At 59.1% G+C, this 16,835-nt stretch carries 21 protein-coding genes; 4 read left to right on the top strand and 17 right to left on the bottom strand.

Going from position 1 to position 16,835, the window contains the following annotated elements; all coding sequences use genetic code 11:
• The first annotated feature begins 9 nt into the window (after positions 1 to 9).
• Positions 10 to 834, top strand: a complete 825-nt coding sequence (locus tag C5L13_RS06865) for an inositol monophosphatase family protein (protein WP_105382497.1) — start codon at positions 10 to 12, stop codon at positions 832 to 834.
• 39 nt (positions 835 to 873) lie between these two features.
• On the opposite strand, the gene C5L13_RS06860 is transcribed toward C5L13_RS06865, so the two are convergent.
• The 12 genes from C5L13_RS06860 to C5L13_RS06805 all read right to left on the bottom strand — a co-directional run bounded on the left by C5L13_RS06860 (position 874) and on the right by C5L13_RS06805 (position 10,023).
• Complete coding sequence (locus C5L13_RS06860; protein ID WP_407070408.1) at positions 874 to 2,121, bottom strand: multidrug effflux MFS transporter; 1,248 nt, start codon at positions 2,119 to 2,121, stop codon at positions 874 to 876.
• An 88-nt stretch (positions 2,122 to 2,209) separates the two neighbouring features.
• Positions 2,210 to 2,545 (bottom strand): Grx4 family monothiol glutaredoxin, encoded by a 336-nt coding sequence (gene grxD / locus C5L13_RS06855; protein WP_105382496.1) that lies wholly within the window; start codon positions 2,543 to 2,545, stop codon positions 2,210 to 2,212.
• Positions 2,546 to 2,712: 167 nt separating this feature from the next.
• Positions 2,713 to 2,940: a hypothetical protein gene (locus tag C5L13_RS06850; protein ID WP_105382495.1), complete on the bottom strand. Its 228-nt coding sequence runs from the start codon at positions 2,938 to 2,940 to the stop codon at positions 2,713 to 2,715.
• A gap of 7 nt (positions 2,941 to 2,947) precedes the next feature.
• Positions 2,948 to 3,184, bottom strand: coding sequence for a BolA/IbaG family iron-sulfur metabolism protein (locus tag C5L13_RS06845; protein ID WP_105382494.1), 237 nt, complete (start codon positions 3,182 to 3,184; stop codon positions 2,948 to 2,950).
• Positions 3,185 to 3,305: 121 nt separating this feature from the next.
• Complete coding sequence (locus C5L13_RS06840; RefSeq protein ID WP_105382493.1) at positions 3,306 to 3,989, bottom strand: hypothetical protein; 684 nt, start codon at positions 3,987 to 3,989, stop codon at positions 3,306 to 3,308.
• 142 nt (positions 3,990 to 4,131) lie between these two features.
• On the bottom strand, positions 4,132 to 6,339 hold the full coding sequence (gene purL, locus C5L13_RS06835; RefSeq protein WP_105382492.1) for a phosphoribosylformylglycinamidine synthase subunit PurL: 2,208 nt from the start codon (positions 6,337 to 6,339) through the stop codon (positions 4,132 to 4,134).
• A gap of 163 nt (positions 6,340 to 6,502) precedes the next feature.
• A complete protein-coding gene (locus tag C5L13_RS06830) occupies positions 6,503 to 7,057 on the bottom strand; it encodes an acyloxyacyl hydrolase (protein WP_105382491.1) in 555 nt (184 codons plus the stop codon).
• A gap of 210 nt (positions 7,058 to 7,267) precedes the next feature.
• Positions 7,268 to 7,663, bottom strand: coding sequence for a hypothetical protein (locus C5L13_RS06825; protein ID WP_105382490.1), 396 nt, complete (start codon positions 7,661 to 7,663; stop codon positions 7,268 to 7,270).
• A gap of 56 nt (positions 7,664 to 7,719) precedes the next feature.
• The gene (gene purQ / locus C5L13_RS06820) at positions 7,720 to 8,397 is read right to left on the bottom strand and encodes a phosphoribosylformylglycinamidine synthase subunit PurQ (protein WP_105382489.1); all 678 of its coding nucleotides are present in this window, start codon (positions 8,395 to 8,397) and stop codon (positions 7,720 to 7,722) included.
• A gap of 89 nt (positions 8,398 to 8,486) precedes the next feature.
• Entirely contained in the window at positions 8,487 to 8,729 is a 243-nt protein-coding gene (purS, locus tag C5L13_RS06815; protein ID WP_105382488.1) for a phosphoribosylformylglycinamidine synthase subunit PurS, read from the bottom strand.
• Between the two features lie 17 nt (positions 8,730 to 8,746).
• The gene (gene purC / locus C5L13_RS06810) at positions 8,747 to 9,511 is read right to left on the bottom strand and encodes a phosphoribosylaminoimidazolesuccinocarboxamide synthase (protein ID WP_105370004.1); all 765 of its coding nucleotides are present in this window, start codon (positions 9,509 to 9,511) and stop codon (positions 8,747 to 8,749) included.
• Positions 9,512 to 9,696: 185 nt separating this feature from the next.
• Positions 9,697 to 10,023: a hypothetical protein gene (locus tag C5L13_RS06805; RefSeq protein WP_105382487.1), complete on the bottom strand. Its 327-nt coding sequence runs from the start codon at positions 10,021 to 10,023 to the stop codon at positions 9,697 to 9,699.
• A 62-nt stretch (positions 10,024 to 10,085) separates the two neighbouring features.
• Here C5L13_RS06805 and C5L13_RS06800 point away from each other — a divergent pair, with 62 nt between their 5' ends.
• The gene (locus tag C5L13_RS06800) at positions 10,086 to 10,400 is read left to right on the top strand and encodes a DUF1476 domain-containing protein (RefSeq protein WP_105382486.1); all 315 of its coding nucleotides are present in this window, start codon (positions 10,086 to 10,088) and stop codon (positions 10,398 to 10,400) included.
• Positions 10,401 to 10,522: 122 nt separating this feature from the next.
• On the opposite strand, the gene C5L13_RS06795 is transcribed toward C5L13_RS06800, so the two are convergent.
• On the bottom strand, positions 10,523 to 11,089 hold the full coding sequence (locus C5L13_RS06795) for an RBBP9/YdeN family alpha/beta hydrolase (RefSeq protein WP_105382485.1): 567 nt from the start codon (positions 11,087 to 11,089) through the stop codon (positions 10,523 to 10,525).
• 253 nt (positions 11,090 to 11,342) lie between these two features.
• Here C5L13_RS06795 and C5L13_RS06790 point away from each other — a divergent pair, with 253 nt between their 5' ends.
• A complete protein-coding gene (locus C5L13_RS06790) occupies positions 11,343 to 12,158 on the top strand; it encodes a DUF2189 domain-containing protein (RefSeq protein WP_105382484.1) in 816 nt (271 codons plus the stop codon).
• A 62-nt stretch (positions 12,159 to 12,220) separates the two neighbouring features.
• Here C5L13_RS06790 and purB read toward each other — a convergent pair whose 3' ends face one another.
• The 4 genes from purB to C5L13_RS06770 all read right to left on the bottom strand — a co-directional run bounded on the left by purB (position 12,221) and on the right by C5L13_RS06770 (position 16,154).
• Positions 12,221 to 13,522 carry an adenylosuccinate lyase gene (gene purB, locus C5L13_RS06785; protein ID WP_105382483.1) on the bottom strand — a complete coding sequence of 434 codons (1,302 nt, stop codon included), beginning with the start codon at positions 13,520 to 13,522 and terminating at the stop codon, positions 12,221 to 12,223.
• 86 nt (positions 13,523 to 13,608) lie between these two features.
• Positions 13,609 to 14,304, bottom strand: a complete 696-nt coding sequence (locus C5L13_RS06780) for a DUF2259 domain-containing protein (protein ID WP_158693404.1) — start codon at positions 14,302 to 14,304, stop codon at positions 13,609 to 13,611.
• A gap of 38 nt (positions 14,305 to 14,342) precedes the next feature.
• Positions 14,343 to 15,020 (bottom strand): ribulose-phosphate 3-epimerase, encoded by a 678-nt coding sequence (gene rpe, locus C5L13_RS06775; protein ID WP_105382481.1) that lies wholly within the window; start codon positions 15,018 to 15,020, stop codon positions 14,343 to 14,345.
• Between the two features lie 60 nt (positions 15,021 to 15,080).
• Positions 15,081 to 16,154 carry an ABC transporter substrate-binding protein gene (locus C5L13_RS06770; RefSeq protein WP_158693403.1) on the bottom strand — a complete coding sequence of 358 codons (1,074 nt, stop codon included), beginning with the start codon at positions 16,152 to 16,154 and terminating at the stop codon, positions 15,081 to 15,083.
• 174 nt (positions 16,155 to 16,328) lie between these two features.
• On the opposite strand from C5L13_RS06770, the gene C5L13_RS06765 reads away from it, so the two are divergent.
• Positions 16,329 to 16,829: a flavin reductase gene (locus tag C5L13_RS06765; protein ID WP_105382651.1), complete on the top strand. Its 501-nt coding sequence runs from the start codon at positions 16,329 to 16,331 to the stop codon at positions 16,827 to 16,829.
• Positions 16,830 to 16,835 lie beyond the last annotated feature (6 nt).

The following is a 16,835-nucleotide window of genomic DNA, read 5'->3' as shown; positions in this document are numbered from 1 at the left end:
GACTTTTCAATGACCCCTCCGCTAGACGTTACCAAACTTGCCGACCTTTTGCGCCTTGCTGCCAAGTCCGAAATATTGCCGCGCTTCCGCAGGCTCGGAAATGACGATGTCCGCTCCAAGAGCGAGCCGACCGATCTGGTGACCGAGGCGGACGAAGCGGCAGAACGCCTGATTCGGCGCGAAATGGACGCGATCGCTCCCGGGGCGCTTTTCGTCGGGGAAGAGTCGGTTGCCGCCGACCCGTCCCTGCTCGGCAAGCTCGCCGATGCGGAATTCGCCGTCGTCGTCGATCCGGTCGATGGCACGTTCAACTTTGCCTCCGGTATTCCTGCCTTCGGCGTGATGGCCTCCGTCGTCTGGAAGGGCGAGGTGGTGGCCGGCATCATCTACGATCCCATGGGCGACGACTGGATCATGGCTGAAAAGGGTGCCGGCGCTTTTCTTCGCCGGCCGGATGGGGAGGCGATCCGCCTTTCCGTTGCGAAGTCACGCCCGATCGATGCGATGGTGGGCATGGCCTCGCCCGGCTATTTCTTCGGTGAAGATCGCGAACGCATCCTCGGCAATCTCGCCAAGGTCCGATTCTTCGCAAACTATCGCTGCTCGGCTCATGAATATCGCACCTTTGCGGGCGGCCACGTGCAGTTCGTGCTCTACAATAAACTGATGCCCTGGGATCATCTGGCCGGTACGCTGATCGCCGTCGAAGCCGGCGGTCATGTCGCCCGTTTCGACGGCTCCGCCTACCGCCCGCACCATGTCGATGGCGGCCTCCTCGTCGCCACCGACAGGGAGAGTTGGCATATGCTGCGCGATGAGATCATCGGGCATTAAAAAGGCCGGATCGCTCCGGCCCTTCTTGGCGATCTACCGCTAGATCCGCGGATTGTGCGGCTGGAAGAGTTTTCCCTTCTCGCCGATCAGCACGAAGATCAATCCGACAATGGAGACGGTGAAGAAACCGACGACCAGCGGCAGCGCCGTCCCGTCGAAGGCTTGGCCGATGGCCACGCCGATAAACGATCCACCGACCGTGCTCATGAAGCCGAGCGCAGAGGAAGCCGTGCCGGCCACGTGCCCGAGCGGTTCCATCGCCAGCGAATTGAAATTGGCGCCGATCCAGCCGAACTGAAACATCGCCAGGGAAAAGAAGACGAGGAACAGCAGGATTGGCATCGGCTGGGGACCGAATATCTGCACCAGCATCCACACGAAGGTGATCGCTATGAACCCGAAGAGCGAGCCGTGGGAAAGGCGTCGCATGCCGAAGCGGCCGACGAAGCGGGCGTTAAGGAAGGACGCCATGGACATGAAGACGGCAACCGCGGCAAAGGCAACCGGAAACCAGATCCCGAGCTCATAAATCCCCACGTAGATCTGTTGGGCGGAATTGATGAAGCCAAACAATGCCCCGAAGATGAAGGTACTGGCGATCGTGTAGCAGAGCGCAATCCGATTGGTCAGCACGATGCGGAACGCATCGAGGATAGAGGAGGCCGTAAAAGGTCTCACGTCGGCGGCATCGAGCGTCTCAGGAAGGCGCGCATACATCCAGAAGCCGATGGCAAGCGAAATGACTGCGATGAACGCGAAGATCAGGTGCCATTCGCCGAAGAGCATGATGACCTGTCCCGTTCCGGGAGCGATGATCGGTACGATCATAAATACCATCATGATAAGCGACATGACCTCGGCCATTGCACGGCCGCCGTAAACGTCGCGGACGATGGAGATGGTGATCACGCGAGTGGCGGCGGCGCCCGCGCCCTGGATGAAGCGCAGGACGAGCATCATGGCGAAGGAAGGAACGACAATGATGCCGATCGAGCAGATGACATAGATTCCGATGCCAAACAGCATCGGTATGCGACGGCCAAAGCGGTCGGAGAGCGGTCCGTAGAGGAGCTGTGCGACGCCGAGCCCAAAAATATAGGAAGAAACGACATATTGCCGGTGGTTCTCGCTTTCGACGCCGAGCGAGGCGCCGATCTCCTGAAGTCCCGGGAGCATGATATCGATGGCGAGCGCGTTGAGAGCCATCAGCATGGCCATCATCGCAATGAACTCGGCCCGGCTCAGGCCCCGCAAGCGGTCAGACGCCGTTTGTGAAGAATTTGTCACAGTGATTTCCTAAACAATGGGAAAGGCGCCGTGGGAGCGGCGCCTTGAAAATTATTCTCAAAAAATCCGGGGCGTCGCCCCGAAAAACTCATGCTGCGCCGCGGACGGCGATCCCCTGCTCCTGGAGGTGATTCTGCAGTTCACCGGACTGAAACATCTCGCGGACGATATCGCAACCACCAACGAACTCGCCCTTGACGTAAAGCTGCGGAATGGTGGGCCAGTTGGAATAGTCCTTGATGCCCTGGCGGATCTCCGCGTCGGCAAGCACGTTCACGCCTTTGTAGTCGAGGCCCAGATAGTCGAGAATTTGAACGACCTGGCCCGAGAAACCACACTGCGGGAACTGAGGCGTGCCCTTCATGAAGAGAACCACGTCGTTCGTCTTCACTTCGTTGTCGATGAATTCGTTAATTCCGCTCATGTCATATCCTTTCACATGCGGTTTCAAGGGCCGCTGCGCTGCGTCATCTTTCTAAATAGCAATGTGGCCGGCCAAATTCCAGCGGAATAACCCTCTGTATGGCCTTGCTGGGATCGTCGCCGCGATTCTGTCTGCCGCCATTTCGTTTAAGAGCGCCGCTCTTTAGGTCAGCGGCTACGCTGCCTGCTGCGGCTTGCAGCCGTACGCCGGCGGCTAACCTGTTTCCTGGCGGGACGTGCCGCGCGGGAGGTCTTCTTGACGAACCGGCCGGTCGAAGCAGACCGCGTCTGTCTTTTTTTCCGCTTGGTGGTTGTGCGGCCGTGGGACTTCTTCAGAAGCTCCTTCACGACATTTTCCACGACGCCCGTGATGATCTCCTTGATGAGGTCTGGCATTGTCAACTCAATCCGTGGGAGCTGACGTCTGAAGCGCCAAGGCGTGCAACACGCCGCCCATGTTGCCCTTCAGCGCCTCGTAGACCATCTGATGCTGTTGCACGCGGCTTTTACCGCGGAATTGCTCCGCCACCACCTCGGCTGCGTAGTGATCGCCATCGCCGGCGAGGTCCCGGATAGTTACTTTGGCACCTGGAATGCCCGCCTTGATTAGATCTTCGATTTCACCGGGTTGCATCGCCATGATGTGTTCCTTTTCTCCTCCGCAGACTCATGCGGACCTTTTTGAGGACAGAGTGCCCCAAACCCGTTCTTCGGTCAAAGCGGGATAGCGGATAACTGCAGATTTCGAATGCTGCTGAAAATCAATGATTCGAGATGGCGTGCTTGAACCGGGAGAGGCTCGCCTTGGCCCTTTTTCCGAGCGGTTCGACCTGCTGACTTCTCGCGAAGCGGAAAAGCCAGGCAGCGCTCAACGTGAGGATCATGAAGCCGTAGGATTCCAGGCTTTCCTCGATCACCACGATGTCCAGGCTCTCGGCAAGTTGGCTGAGGCCGAGTACCGCCGCGACAAACCCCAACGGCCATGAGAGGCGCGGATGAATGGCGCGGGAGAGGCCACCTCTGTGACGATACTCGAAAACGATCGTCGCAATCAGCAGGATCAGAGCGGCTGCCGCGATAATAATTGGCAGCCAGGTCTTCGAGACGCAATAAACTGTCACACTTCCACGGCATATTGGCATCTCGCGCGCAAAGAAGACGACTGAAATGCAGGTTATGGCAGTCGCGACGAAGCGAGCCAATATACGCGTCCTCGACGCCGCAACGATCCCGAGCAATGCGGTGATCGCGAGCGACAAGGATTGCAGGTCCTCGATCGGGCCGTCCTCTGCGAAGATCTCGGAAGTGGGCATTCCCAGCTTCGCGAAGATCAGCCACGCAAGGACGTTCAGGCAGAGCGTGATAATGAGCGCATCAAGCCAGATGCGCCTGTATTGCCAGGTGGGGCCTGACGACCGCAACCAGGTCAGGATCCGTTTAAGCATTTTTGCGTGATATCCAGTTCGTAAACAGAGATTTTTACGCGGCGGGATCGAGTCCATCAATCCCTCCGGAGCCACAAATGCAAAAGAGACAACAGCGTGTCGCGCTGTTGTCTCCAGAAAATTGCTGTTGGCAGCGGCTGGCTTAGGCCATGAACTGCGGGAACCAGCTTTCGTTGGCGTTCACGAGGTCAACGATTGCGACATCGAGAAGATCATCGACAATCAGGTTTTCGCCGGTAACGGTCCCTAGCAGACGGAATGGCACGCCCGCGCTCTCTGCGCTTGCCTGTACGAAGTTGGCCAGGTCAGAGGACACGGTGATCACGTAGCGCGCCTGATCTTCACCGAAGAAAAGAGCATGCGCCGGTCCGCGCTGCTCCTTGAGACTGACCTTCATGCCTTTACCCGACGCCATCGCCATTTCCGCCAGCGCAAGAGCAAGTCCGCCCGAGGAAATGTCGTGGCAGGCGGTGACCTGGCCGTTGCGAATCATGGACCGGACAAATTCGCCATTACGGCGTTCGGCGGCGAGATCGACTTCCGGCGGAGGGCCTTCGATCGTATCCAGGATATCGCGCAGGTAGATCGAAGAACCGAGATGGCTGCCGTCAGTTCCGATCATGATCAGCCTGTCGCCTTCTTTGGCCGAGCCGATCTTCGCCATCTTCTGCCAGTCGGGCAACAGCCCGACGCCAGCGATCGTCGGCGTCGGCAGAATGGCGATGCCGTTCGTCTCGTTGTAGAGCGATACGTTGCCGGACACGATTGGGAAATCGAGCGCCTTGCAAGCTTCACCGATGCCCTTGATGGCACCTACCAACTGGCCCATGATTTCAGGCTTTTCGGGATTGCCGAAATTGAGATTGTCGGTGGCTGCAAGCGGCTCCGCGCCGGTCGCGCAGATATTGCGCCAGCATTCGGCGACAGCCTGCTTGCCGCCTTCGAACGGATCGGCCTCGACATAGCGCGGTGTCACGTCGGAGGAAAAGGCGAGGGCTTTTGTCGGATGGGTTTCGACGCGGACCACGCCGGCATCCCCACCGGGACGTTGCAGCGAATTGCCCTGGATCAAGGTGTCATACTGCTCCCAGACCCAGCGGCGGCTGGACTGGTTCGGCGAGCCGACCAGCTTCAACAAGGCCTCATTGTAGTCTGCCGGTGCGGCGACCTGCGATGCGGGAAGGGGAGCGCGGCCGTTCGACTGGACCCAAGGGCGGTCATATTCCGGCGCCTCATCTCCCAGTTCCTTGATCGGCAGGTTCGCCACTTCCTCGCCGTGATGCAGGATGCGGAACCGCAGGTCGTCGGTGGTTTTGCCGACGATTGCAAAGTCGAGTCCCCACTTGACGAAGATCGCCTTGGCCTCTTCTTCCTTTTCCGGCTTGAGGACCATGAGCATACGCTCCTGGCTCTCCGAGAGCATCATCTCGTAGGCGGACATGCGGTCTTCACGGACTGGAACCTTATCCAGGTCCAGTTCGATGCCGAGATCGCCCTTCGCACCCATCTCGACCGCGGAACAGGTGAGGCCTGCGGCCCCCATGTCCTGGATGGCGATGACAGCGCCTGTCCCCATCAGTTCGAGGCAGGCTTCCAGCAGGCACTTTTCGGTAAAGGGGTCGCCAACCTGTACGGTCGGGCGCTTCTCTTCAATCGACTCGTCGAATTCGGCAGATGCCATCGTCGCGCCGCCGACCCCGTCGCGGCCCGTCTTGGCGCCGAGATAGACCACTGGCAGGCCGAGGCCTTCCGCCTTGGAATAGAAGATCGCATCGGTGCGAGCGAGGCCCGCTGCGAACGCGTTGACCAGGATGTTGCCGTTGTAGCGCGGATCGAATTCCACTTCGCCGCCAACGGTCGGAACGCCGAAGGAATTGCCGTAGCCGCCGACGCCTGCGACGACGCCCGATACGAGGTGCTTGGTTTTCGGATGATCCGGTGCGCCGAAACGAAGCGCATTCATGGCGGCCACAGGCCGCGCACCCATGGTGAAGACGTCGCGAAGAATGCCGCCGACGCCGGTTGCCGCGCCCTGATAGGGCTCGATATAGGAGGGATGGTTGTGGCTCTCCATCTTGAAGACCACGCAATCGCCGTCATCGATATCAACCACGCCCGCATTTTCGCCAGGCCCCTGAATGACCCGACGGCCTTTGGTCGGCAATGTCCGCAGCCATTTCTTCGAGGATTTGTAGGAGCAATGCTCGTTCCACATGGCCGAGAAGATGCCGAGTTCCGTAAATGTCGGCTCGCGGCCGATCAGATCGAGAATACGCTGGTACTCGTCCGGCTTAAGGCCATGGGAGGCAACGAGTTCAGGGGTGATCGCGATGCTGTTCGGGATGGTCATGATCTACTCTGGATGACAGGGCCAAGCTTTGGCGCTCTTTAGCCTATGTCGCCGAAAGGTGCGACAGGAAAATGCTGCCTTGCAAGGTGACAGGCGAAGTATGTCCAGGACAAAAAAAGCGCCGGAACGCGGCGCTTCATTTTTCTGGAGGTTACGTGAGCCGTCAGAACTTGTAGCCCACCGCTATGCCGGCATAGGAAAGGCCATCGTTCTGGTCGCAAATGTCCGCATTGGAGGAGTGTTCGATCGTGGCGAGAACGCGCCAGTTTTCAGTGATGTTGTAACCCAAGGCGGCCGATTCATGAAACTGGGCACGGCAACCCACGTTTGGCCGCTCGTTGGGATCGTCGAGACTTGCATCGGTGAGCGAGCCGCCGAAACCTAGATCGATAAAGAGCTTGTCCGTCACATTGGCGGTCCAGGTAAAGCCCGCATAGACCTGATTGGCGCCGCCCGAGGTCGACACAATCGCGCCGACATGTACCCTTGGACGCAGCATATGGTCGAGGAAGCTCTCGGCGTGCCGCTGATCGAATGGATCGAAAAAGACGGTGGCGGACGGAAACAACCCCGGTTCGAACGTCTTCTTGTCGTGGATCGATCCGGAGACGCCGATACGGACTTCATCGAACAGACGTTCTTGGGCCAGTGCCGAGGATGATATGGCGGACGCGGTCAAGACAGCCCCGACGACACAACCCAATACTGCTTTGTTCATTGCTATCGCCCTTCATGCGGACCGCTCCTCGCGGCCGATACGGTGCGCTTTTGGCGCTCGCATTCCCCCGGGCGGAAGTGGTACCGCGAGAGGCGCTGGCCGTCCAGCAACCCTTCATTGGTTGTTATGGATTGTGGCAGAAAAACGTGAAAATTCATGCGCCTCGGTGCAGCTCTGCAACAGATCGCGATGACACGGGATAGGCTGTCTTCAGCAGCCGCTCGTACCGCCGGCCCAGCGCAAGACGTCGCGCTTGATTCGTTCCCCGTCGGCGGTGCTCATGAGTGGTCCGAAGGCATCGAGACGGGCGGGGTTGCCTTCCGCCTGGACGACGAGGACGGGTCGCGATTCCGGACTATTGCGCGGAACCGCGAGGATGCGAGGGCGGCCGGAGAAAGAGTTCAGCTCAGGCGCCAGCCGGTATGGTCTGAACGCGGCGTCACCGGATTTGAACCAGCACGAGTTTGCCGCAAGTGCAACACGCTCCATTGTCGGCAAGGCTGCGCGATTCGGGCCCGATACCGGACGTTCCGTCTGGCATGCGGAAAGCAGAAGACCGAGGGCCGAGATGGCGAGTACCACGTGAAGGCGGATGGGGAGGGCCATCAAAACGTCCTAAGGTGAAATCGGGATATTTCTTGATCGAGCAGGAAACGTAAACGTCAGGCGGTGGCGGCCACCACGTCGAGCGCAGAAGCAAAAATGCCACGCCCGTCGCTACCACCGTGAGCGGCCTCGATCAGGTTCTCCGGATGCGGCATCATTCCAAGTACATTGCCGCTGCGGTTCATTACGCCTGCGATGTCGCTCAAAGAGCCATTGGGGTTCGTGCCTTCCGCGTAACGAAAAACGATCTGCCCATTGTCCTCCAGAGAGGACAACAGTTCGGAATCGACGAAGTAGTTGCCGTCGTGATGGGCGACGGGGCAGCGGATGACCTGACCCTTTTCGTAGGCACGGGTGAAGTCCGTTTCGGCATTCACCACTTCGAGCTTCACTTCCTTGCAGACGAATTTCAGCGACGAATTGCGCATCAGCGCCCCGGGCAACATTCCCGCCTCGACGAGGATTTGAAAGCCGTTGCAGACGCCCAGTACCTTGACGCCCTGATCGGCCTTTTCCTTGATCGCCTGCATGACCGGCATGCGCGCGGCGATTGCCCCGCAGCGCAGATAATCACCGTAGGAAAAGCCGCCGGGAATAACGATCAGATCAACGTCGGGGATTTCGGTCTCCGTCTGCCAGACGGTGATCGGCGCCCGGCCGGAAATCTTGGTGAGGGCGGCAATCATGTCGCGGTCGCGATTGAGACCGGGAAGCTGGACGACGGCGGATTTCATGGGGCGTTTGAACCTCAATGGCCTCGAAATTATCCGGATCCGAGGCAGTTGCAGATATCGATCCGGCGCGGCAGCGCCGAATCCGCGTCTTAGTCGAGCGAGATCGCGTAGTTTTCGATCACCGTATTGGCGAGCAGCTTTTCGCACATGGCCTTCAGATCAGCTTCGGCCTTCGCCTTGTCGGCGCCGTCGACCTCGATATCAAAGACCTTGCCCTGCCGCACATGGCCGACTCCCGAAAATCCGAGACTGCCGAGTGCACCTTCGATCGCCTTGCCCTGTGGGTCCAGAACGCCGTTCTTCAGCGTGACCGTCACGCGTGCCTTGATCACTGATCTAACCCCCGAGTTTACTTGACCAGAACCGGACCCGTGCCCCGGATCGGCTCGTTTTCATTGATGATGCCGAGACGGCGCGCTACTTCCGAATAGGCTTCCAAAAGACCGCCCATATCGCGGCGGAAACGATCCTTGTCCATCTTCTCCCGGGTCTCGATATCCCAGAGGCGGCAGCTGTCCGGCGAGATTTCATCGGCGAGGATGATGCGCATCATGTCGCCCTCGAAGAGGCGGCCGCATTCGATCTTGAAGTCGACGAGCTGTATCCCGACGCCGAGGAACAGACCGGAGAGGAAGTCGTTGACGCGAATGGCGAGCGCCATGATATCGTCCAGCTCGGCAGGGTTCGCCCAGCCGAATGCGGTGATATGCTCCTCGGAGACCATCGGATCAGCGAGCGCATCGGACTTGTAGTAGAATTCGATGATCGAGCGGGGCAGGACCGTGCCCTCTTCGATACCGAGCCTGCTCGAAAGCGATCCGGCGGCAACATTGCGCACGACGATCTCGAGGGGAATTATCTCCACTTCCTTGATCAGCTGCTCGCGCATGTTCAGCCGGCGGATGAAATGCGTCGGAATGCCGATCTTGTTCAGATGGGTGAAGATGTACTCGGAGATACGGTTGTTGAGTACGCCCTTGCCGTCGATGACGTCATGTTTCTTCTTGTTGAAGGCGGTGGCATCGTCCTTGAAAAACTGGATCAGCGTGCCCGGCTCAGGGCCTTCATACAGGATCTTGGCCTTGCCTTCGTAGATACGGCGGCGACGGTTCATAGTTTCTTGTCTCGTTGTTGGCGCCGCTCGCGGGCGCGATGGATGATGTTTGAGCGGTCCCTTATCGGAAAAGAAAGCGTTTCACAATGCGGGCCTCCAAAAGCTTTATGGGGCGAGGGTGTTGCGCAAAGCGCTATCGGGAATCATCTGCCGATCAGAGTACAGGGATTCCTGAAGCTTGTACTTCAGTCATCGCGAGTGCCGCGTAAAAAGGCGGCGATAAACAAGAAAAGCAGGGGCATGATGCACGCTCTTCGCGCTCCGATTGGGTCTTTGTCGGGTATCGCCTGGCGTACCTGGCGGTCTGGCCGGTGCCACCCGGCCTTTCGACCCTCGACCATAAAGTTCCACAGGACATAGCCACCAAATTGCGTCATGATTTCGGCGCAGGCCGGCAGGCGTTTCTGTTGGCCACCTGCGACAACAGGCTTCTCGCGCAGGGAGAAACTTGTTTCTGTCAATTTTGCATCGGGATTTTCGCTTTGCAACGAACCTGAATCGATATCGGCCAATTGCGCTTTGCTCCTCTTTTGATTAAGGGGGCGGGGCAAAAGTCCAGCTTGGGAGACCCGAAATGAGCGGCATCAGCGATCGCGAAAAAGCCTTCGAAAACAAGTTCGCCCACGATCAGGAGCTGAAGTTCAAGGCGCTCGCCCGCCGCAACAAGCTCGTCGGCCTGTGGGCTGCCGGTCTGCTCGGCAAAGCTGACGCAGAAGCCTACGCGAAGGAAGTGGTCGTGGCCGATTTCGAAGAGGCCGGTGACGAGGATGTTTTCCGCAAGTTGCGGGGCGATTTCGACGCGGCTGGTATCTCCGTCTCCGACCAGGATATTCGTGTGAAAATGATCGATCTGCTCGCTGACGCTGTAAAGCAGATCGAAGAGCAGTAAGTCTCATTTCCTCAGCCGAGGGCAAAGCCGCGCCGACCCGGCGCGGCTTCTTGGCGATATGGGCTGAAATCTCGCAGCCGCCAGGTCTTCTTGCAGCACCCCGAAATTTCCGGGGGCGTCCTTCAATTCGTTTCCATGGGCCTCAAGCGGCTCAAGAACTGGGCAAATACCATCGTTCCTTCCGGCCATGGTCCGTGGCCGGACTCGGTGTTGATATGCCCGGCGTAGCCCGCATCAACGAGCAGTGAACCCCACGCGGAGGCAATGTCGTCGGCATGTTCGAATGAGCCGAAGGGATCATTGCGGCTGGCGACCGTCAAGGACGGAAAGGGAAGGGGATCGCGCGGATAGGGGCCAAATGTCATCAGGTGTTTGGGCCGTATGGCTGGATTGTCGACTTCGGGCGGTGCCACGAAAAAAGCGCCTGCGATCGTCTTTCTGAAATACGGAATCGCGTGGATCACAGATGGGATCCCGAGCGAATGGGCCACCAGCACCACGGGACGGCTGGAGGCGTTGACCTCTTCGGCGACGCGAGCAACCCAATCGTCCCGCACCGGCTTCGACCACTCCGCCTGTTCAACGCGTCGGGCTGTCTTGAGCTTGGCCTCCCAACGGCTCTGCCAGTGGTGGGGACCGGAATTGGTATAGCCCGGGATAATCAGGATATCGGCTTCAGACGCTTTCATGAGGACGCGATTTGAGTAGCAAAATGGTCGAAGTCAAGGTGATACGGGACACGCGTTGAAAAATTTGCTAGGATAATGGTGCCGGTTACCTTGCGAAGCGTGTCGGCTCTTCTTGGCCGAACGTATGTCGCTCGCCGATCGGACTGGTGCACCTCTGATCCCGTTTCCCTTGCGGGCTCACATGTGAGAAATGCCGCTGCGGTCATCTTGGCTCCTGCAGCGTGCGGATAGCTAGGCTGAGGAGGAGAACTCTATGACGGCGTTTCACATCATGGCCGGAGCAGACAGCGGTTTTGCGCGCCCGGCAATCCGAAAGATCGGCATTGCCGACATCACCGACGCGCTCAGAATGGGCTGGAGCGATTTTCGCGAAAAGCCATCGCACTACGTGTTCTTATGTCTGATCTATCCACTCGCCGGCGTGTTTCTGATGGCCTGGAGCACTGGTGCCAATCTGCTGCCGCTGCTTTTCCCGCTGATGTCGGGTTTTGCCCTGCTCGGACCGCTGGCGGCGCTCGGCCTCTACGAAATCAGCCGTCGACGCGAAGCTGGCGAAGACAGTTCGTGGCAGCATGCCTTCAGTGTACGGCGCTCGCCGGCGCTGCCGTCCATTCTGGCGGTCGGCTTTTTCCTGTTCGTGCTTTTTATATCCTGGCTTCTGGTCGCGCAGTCGATCTACGCCGCTTATTTCGGCGATGTGCCGCCAACCTCGATCTCGGCCTTCTTCAACGAGGTCATGACGACTCCTCAAGGCATGGCGCTGATATTGTGGGGAAATCTGACCGGTTTCCTTTTCGCAGTGGTGGTTCTGGCGACGACGGTGGTTGCTTTCCCACTGATGCTCGACCGGGACGTCGGGGCAGCGGCCGCGATCGACACGAGCGTGCGGGCGACAATTGCCAACCCGGTGCCGGTTGCCCTGTGGGGGCTGATCGTCGCTGCTTTGCTGGTGATCGGGACGATCCCGATCTTCGCGGGGCTGGCGGTGATTATGCCGATCCTCGGTCATTCGACCTGGCACCTCTATCGCAAACTCGTGGTACCTTCTTCGATCCCGGCGGAAAGATGAAAAAAAGCCCCTGGCCGCAGCTCTGCGGCCAGGGGCTTTATTGAAGGCGGCCGGCTCAGCTATCAGCCAAAGACACGGTTGAAGATCGTATCCACGTGTTTGGTGTGATAGCCAAGATCGAATTTTTCGCGGATATCGTCCTCGCTAAGCGCTGCGCGGACCTCTTGGTCGCCAAGCAGCTCTTCGAGAAAGTCCTTGCCTTCTTCCCAAACCTTCATGGCGTTGCGCTGCACGAGGCGGTAGGCATCCTCGCGTGAAACACCAGCTTGCGTAAGGGCAAGCAGCACCCGCTGAGAATGAACAAGTCCGCGGAACTTGTTCATATTCTTCATCATGTTCTCGGGATAGACGAGCAGTTTGTCGATGACGCTGGTCATGCGCGCCAGTGCGAAATCGAGCGTAACAGTCGCGTCCGGGCCGATCATGCGTTCGACGGACGAGTGGGAGATGTCCCGCTCGTGCCAGAGCGCCACGTTTTCCATGGCCGGCAGCGCGTAGGAGCGCACCATACGGGCGAGACCGGTCAGGTTCTCCGTCAGCACCGGATTGCGTTTGTGCGGCATGGCCGAAGACCCCTTCTGGCCCGGCGAGAAATATTCCTCGGCTTCGAGCACTTCGGTGCGCTGCAGGTGGCGGACCTCGATCGCCAGGCGTTCGATCGACGAGGCGATAACCCCGAGGATAGCGAAATACATGGCGTGCCGGTCACGCGGAATAACCTGCGTCGAAACCGGTTCCGGCTTCAGGCCCATCGCAGCTGCGACATGCTCCTCGACCCGTGGATCGATATTGGCAAAGGTACCGACTGCTCCCGAGATCGCGCAGGTGGCGATCTCATCGCGCGCTTCGAGGAGCCGGGTCTTGTTCCGGTCGAATTCGGCATAAGCCTGGGCGAGTTTGACGCCGAAGGTCGTGGGCTCTGCGTGAATGCCGTGGCTGCGGCCGATGGTGACCGTGTCCTTGTGCTCGAATGCGCGGCGTTTCAACGCTTCGAGCAGCTTGTCGATATCCGCGAGCAGCAGGTCGGTCGCGCGGACGAGTTGCACGTTGAAGCAGGTGTCGAGGACGTCGGACGAGGTCATGCCCTGGTGCACGAAACGGCTGTCCGGCCCCACGAACTCCGCAAGATGCGTCAGAAAGGCGATGACGTCATGTTTGGTGACCGCCTCGATCTCGTCGATGCGAGCGACACTGAATTCCGCCTTGCCACCTTTTTCCCAAATGGTCTCTGCCGCCGACTTGGGGATCACGCCGATTGCGGCCAGAGCATCGCAAGCATGCGCCTCGATTTCGAACCAGATGCGATACTTGGTTTCGGGCGACCAGATGGCGACCATTTCGGGCCGCGAATAACGGGGGATCATGGGCTTTCGGTTTCCTAAAAGAGTATTGGCGCCGCTGTAGCAAGAAGCGCGCGCAAGCTCAAGTTTTCCAGCCAGTGACTGGAGGATCAGCGAGGCGTATTCAGTGGGACGGCAATCCAGCGACCGTCCTGCCCTTCGAAGCCGGCGCTCAAAACCATGACCAGAGCTACTTCCACGGGAGTGCTTCTCCCTGCAGATCCGCTGACGATCCCACCCAGCCGATAGCCGCTGACGCAGTTACGGGAAACAGGAATGTGTTGATCCTCATGCATGGTTTCGTTAACCGGCATCCCATTTCGCTCGGTAAAACGAAGGCGGAAGGCAACGGTTCGGGTTATGAGGCCTTCGCAACGTGGATCGAGAGACTGCGGGAGTTCCTCGAGCACCAGCGTGTTCTGCTTGCCGACCGCCGGGAGCGCCGCGACGCTCAAATAGCGCAGCCGGTGCGGGTCTGCGTCAACCTCCGTGACAGGGTTGAAGGCAACAAGTTCCCCGGGGTGATTGGCAAGCTCGTAACTCTCGATCACTGTTCCGGCTTCGTTGTGGACACGCCAGCGAGCCTTTGCGATTGTCGCATCGTCCTGCTCCAGACGCACTCGAAACGGTGTTCCAGGAAGAAAGGTATCGTTTGCGAGGTCGAGGACATAGATATTCGCATAGGGAAAGCCGGATCCATCATGGATGCCGTATTCTTCATACGCAAATGTCTGACCATCGGCAGAGAAGCCGATCGGCTGAATGCTGGCGATATCGGCTGCAGATGTTGTTTCTGCGAAGAGCATTGCAGCGCATGCCAATACCAAATACCGCAAGCGAGACATCATTTGCGTCCATTCTCCGCGGCAGCCTTGAGCTGCGTAATATTCTCCCGATAGGCCGCGATTCCGTCGCCTTTGTAAACCGCCGAACCGGCAACGAAGACATTGGCGCCGGCTGCTGTCGCGGCGCCGATGGTGTCGGCTGTAATGCCGCCGTCGACTTCGAGCTCGATCGGCCTGTCACCGATCAAGGCCTTGGCGGCGCGAATCTTTTCCGCCATTGCCGGGATGAATTTTTGGCCGCCGAAGCCAGGGTTGACGCTCATTATCAGGATCAAATCGACGTCATCGAGCACATTCTCTATCGCAGCAAGCGATGTTGCGGGATTGAGAGTGACGCCTACCTTCTTGCCGAGAGCGCGGATCGTCTGCAGCGAACGGTGTAAGTGGGGCCCCGCTTCGACATGCACGGTAATGCCGTCACAGCCTGCCTTGGCAAAGGCCTCGAGATAGGGATCGGCGGGGGAGATCATCAGGTGGCAGTCGAAGAACGCGGAGGTGTAGGGCCGCAGCGATTTGATCACGTCGGGTCCGAACGAGATGTTCGGCACGAAATGCCCGTCCATGACGTCGAGATGCACCCAATCCGCCCCCGCTTCGACGGCGTCGCGCACCTCCTGCCCGAGCTTGGAGAAATCGGCGGCGAGAATGGACGGTGCAATGCGGATCGGCAGGGTCATCAGGCGGAGGTCTCCAAGTTTTCCGCGACCCTTAGCACCAGCCGATTGGTGGAACAATCGCTACTCGGTCGCAGGATGGGCCAGAACGAAAGATGTCCCCCGCCATTCGAGCAGGCGGAACGGGTTTTCGGTAAGTTCATGCCCCTCGTCGAAGGCGATCGGACCGATCGCGGTATTGAACGAGCCATTGCCGACAGCCTCAACCAAGGGCCGGTTTCCCGATTTGGAAACTGCCTGGTGAACAAGCTCTACGGCCGCGTAGGAGGGCAGCATGTATCCGTCCGGATCGATGTTTTTCGCCCGGAAAGCCCCAACGGCGGCGGCGGCTGAAGGTAGCGCGGCGTAGTCGGGAAGGGCGACCGCAAGAACGCCCTCGCGGAGGGGCACCGGGCGGTTTGCAGCTCTCAGGGCGTCGCCGCCCAGAAGGACCAACTGGAGATTCTCCGACGCGGCATCGCGGGCGATAATTGCCGCATCGTTGCGATCGCCGCCGACGAAGACGTGGGTCGCTCCCGCCTTGGCGACACGACGTACCAGTGCCACCTGTTGCTCCTGACCTGGCCGGAAAGTGTCGGAAAAGACCGGCGTCATGCCGGCCGGTTCGAGTTTCTGGCGGATGGCACCTGCGAGCTCGCGTCCATAAATCGTGCCGTCTTCGACAAATGCGATCGGCTCTGCTTTCCACAGATCAAGGATGATTTCCGAGAGCTTTTCCGTTTCGTCGCCTTCGACCGGAGCCATCCGGTAGAAAGGCCAGCCATTGCGCAGCGTGTCCTCCATCAGAATCTTGGAGCGCACGGAAATGCTGACAGCGGGAATCCGGGCTGCCTTCAGGTGAGGCAGGGCAGTGGTGAGCGTCTCGACGCAAAGGAAGCCTATCGCGGCAACGGCCTTGGCCTCGGCGAGACTGCGGGCCGCCTTGACGCCGCCGCTTTCCTCACAGATCTCATCGATCTCGATGATCGTGTCGCCCGTGGCTTCGGCCGCAACGCGCGCACCTTGAAAAACCTGGTTTCCGAGAGAGGCATAGGGGCCGGAACGCGGGGCGACGACACCGATCACCGCAGCCGATGCCGATCCGCATCCCAGAAACGAAGCTAGCACTCCGGCGATAACAAAACGTCGTGCTGTCATGCTTTTCCTTGGATCTTGCCCTTGGGGCCACATTTAGCTTTCTCGTCGCAGCCGTCAAAGAGAATCGGCTATAGGATGTAAAAACCCGCAGCTCCCGTGGACATCAAGTGTTTTTGTTACCATATCGAGGGGAGTGATGAAGGGACGTGGCCCCTGGAGATACCTTTGACGGACCTGCCTTTGACGGACCAGCCTTTTCTCGATCCCGTCCTTTATCGCAACGGTATGGCCCGGTATGCCGGCCACGTTCAGGTGGTAACCACCGAGTTCAACGGGATCAGGCGCGGAGTGACCGTGACCGCCGCCTGTTCGGTCTCGGACAATCCGCCGAGCCTGCTGGTATGTCTGAACAGCAGCAATGCGAATAACGCGATCTTCGCCGAGAGCGGCATATTCGCGCTGAATTCGCTGGCGGCTCACCATCAGGGGCTGGCCACGGCCTTTGCCGGGCTGAGCGGTGTAGCGGCCGATGAGAGGTTCTCGCTGGGAAGCTGGAAGACCCTTTTCACAGGCGCACCGGTCCTGACCGATGCAACCGTTTCGTTCGATTGCCGGGTCACCGAGATCAAGCAGGCAAGCACACATTTTGTTATGTTCGGCGAGGTGAAAGCGATCCATTTCGGCCCGGAAGCGTCCTCGCTCATCTATCTGGACCGCGGCTTTCGAACACTTTAGAACGCT

This window comes from Neorhizobium alkalisoli (assembly GCF_002968635.1).
Classification (GTDB): Bacteria; Pseudomonadota; Alphaproteobacteria; order Rhizobiales; family Rhizobiaceae; genus Neorhizobium; species Neorhizobium alkalisoli.
This window is presented reverse-complemented; position numbering and strand designations above follow the sequence as displayed.

Bases quoted from the DNA above. Each gene is read 5' to 3' on its own strand.
- C5L13_RS06830 (WP_105382491.1), bottom strand. From the start codon at position 7,057: ATGAACAAAGCAGTATTGGGTTGTGTCGTCGGGGCTGTCTTGACCGCG.
- C5L13_RS06790 (WP_105382484.1), top strand. From the start codon at position 11,343: ATGACGGCGTTTCACATCATGGCCGGAGCAGACAGCGGTTTTGCGCGC.
- C5L13_RS06825 (WP_105382490.1), bottom strand. From the start codon at position 7,663: ATGGCCCTCCCCATCCGCCTTCACGTGGTACTCGCCATCTCGGCCCTC.
- rpe (WP_105382481.1), bottom strand. From the start codon at position 15,020: ATGACCCTGCCGATCCGCATTGCACCGTCCATTCTCGCCGCCGATTTC.
- C5L13_RS06795 (WP_105382485.1), bottom strand. From the start codon at position 11,089: ATGAAAGCGTCTGAAGCCGATATCCTGATTATCCCGGGCTATACCAAT.
- purC (WP_105370004.1), bottom strand. From the start codon at position 9,511: ATGAACCGTCGCCGCCGTATCTACGAAGGCAAGGCCAAGATCCTGTAT.
- C5L13_RS06865 (WP_105382497.1), top strand. From the start codon at position 10: ATGACCCCTCCGCTAGACGTTACCAAACTTGCCGACCTTTTGCGCCTT.
- C5L13_RS06850 (WP_105382495.1), bottom strand. From the start codon at position 2,940: ATGCCAGACCTCATCAAGGAGATCATCACGGGCGTCGTGGAAAATGTC.
- C5L13_RS06780 (WP_158693404.1), bottom strand. From the start codon at position 14,304: ATGCTCTTCGCAGAAACAACATCTGCAGCCGATATCGCCAGCATTCAG.
- purB (WP_105382483.1), bottom strand. From the start codon at position 13,522: ATGATCCCCCGTTATTCGCGGCCCGAAATGGTCGCCATCTGGTCGCCC.
- C5L13_RS06845 (WP_105382494.1), bottom strand. From the start codon at position 3,184: ATGGCGATGCAACCCGGTGAAATCGAAGATCTAATCAAGGCGGGCATT.
- grxD (WP_105382496.1), bottom strand. From the start codon at position 2,545: ATGAGCGGAATTAACGAATTCATCGACAACGAAGTGAAGACGAACGAC.
- purL (WP_105382492.1), bottom strand. From the start codon at position 6,339: ATGACCATCCCGAACAGCATCGCGATCACCCCTGAACTCGTTGCCTCC.
- C5L13_RS06800 (WP_105382486.1), top strand. From the start codon at position 10,086: ATGAGCGGCATCAGCGATCGCGAAAAAGCCTTCGAAAACAAGTTCGCC.
- C5L13_RS06770 (WP_158693403.1), bottom strand. From the start codon at position 16,154: ATGACAGCACGACGTTTTGTTATCGCCGGAGTGCTAGCTTCGTTTCTG.
- C5L13_RS06840 (WP_105382493.1), bottom strand. From the start codon at position 3,989: ATGCTTAAACGGATCCTGACCTGGTTGCGGTCGTCAGGCCCCACCTGG.
- purQ (WP_105382489.1), bottom strand. From the start codon at position 8,397: ATGAAATCCGCCGTCGTCCAGCTTCCCGGTCTCAATCGCGACCGCGAC.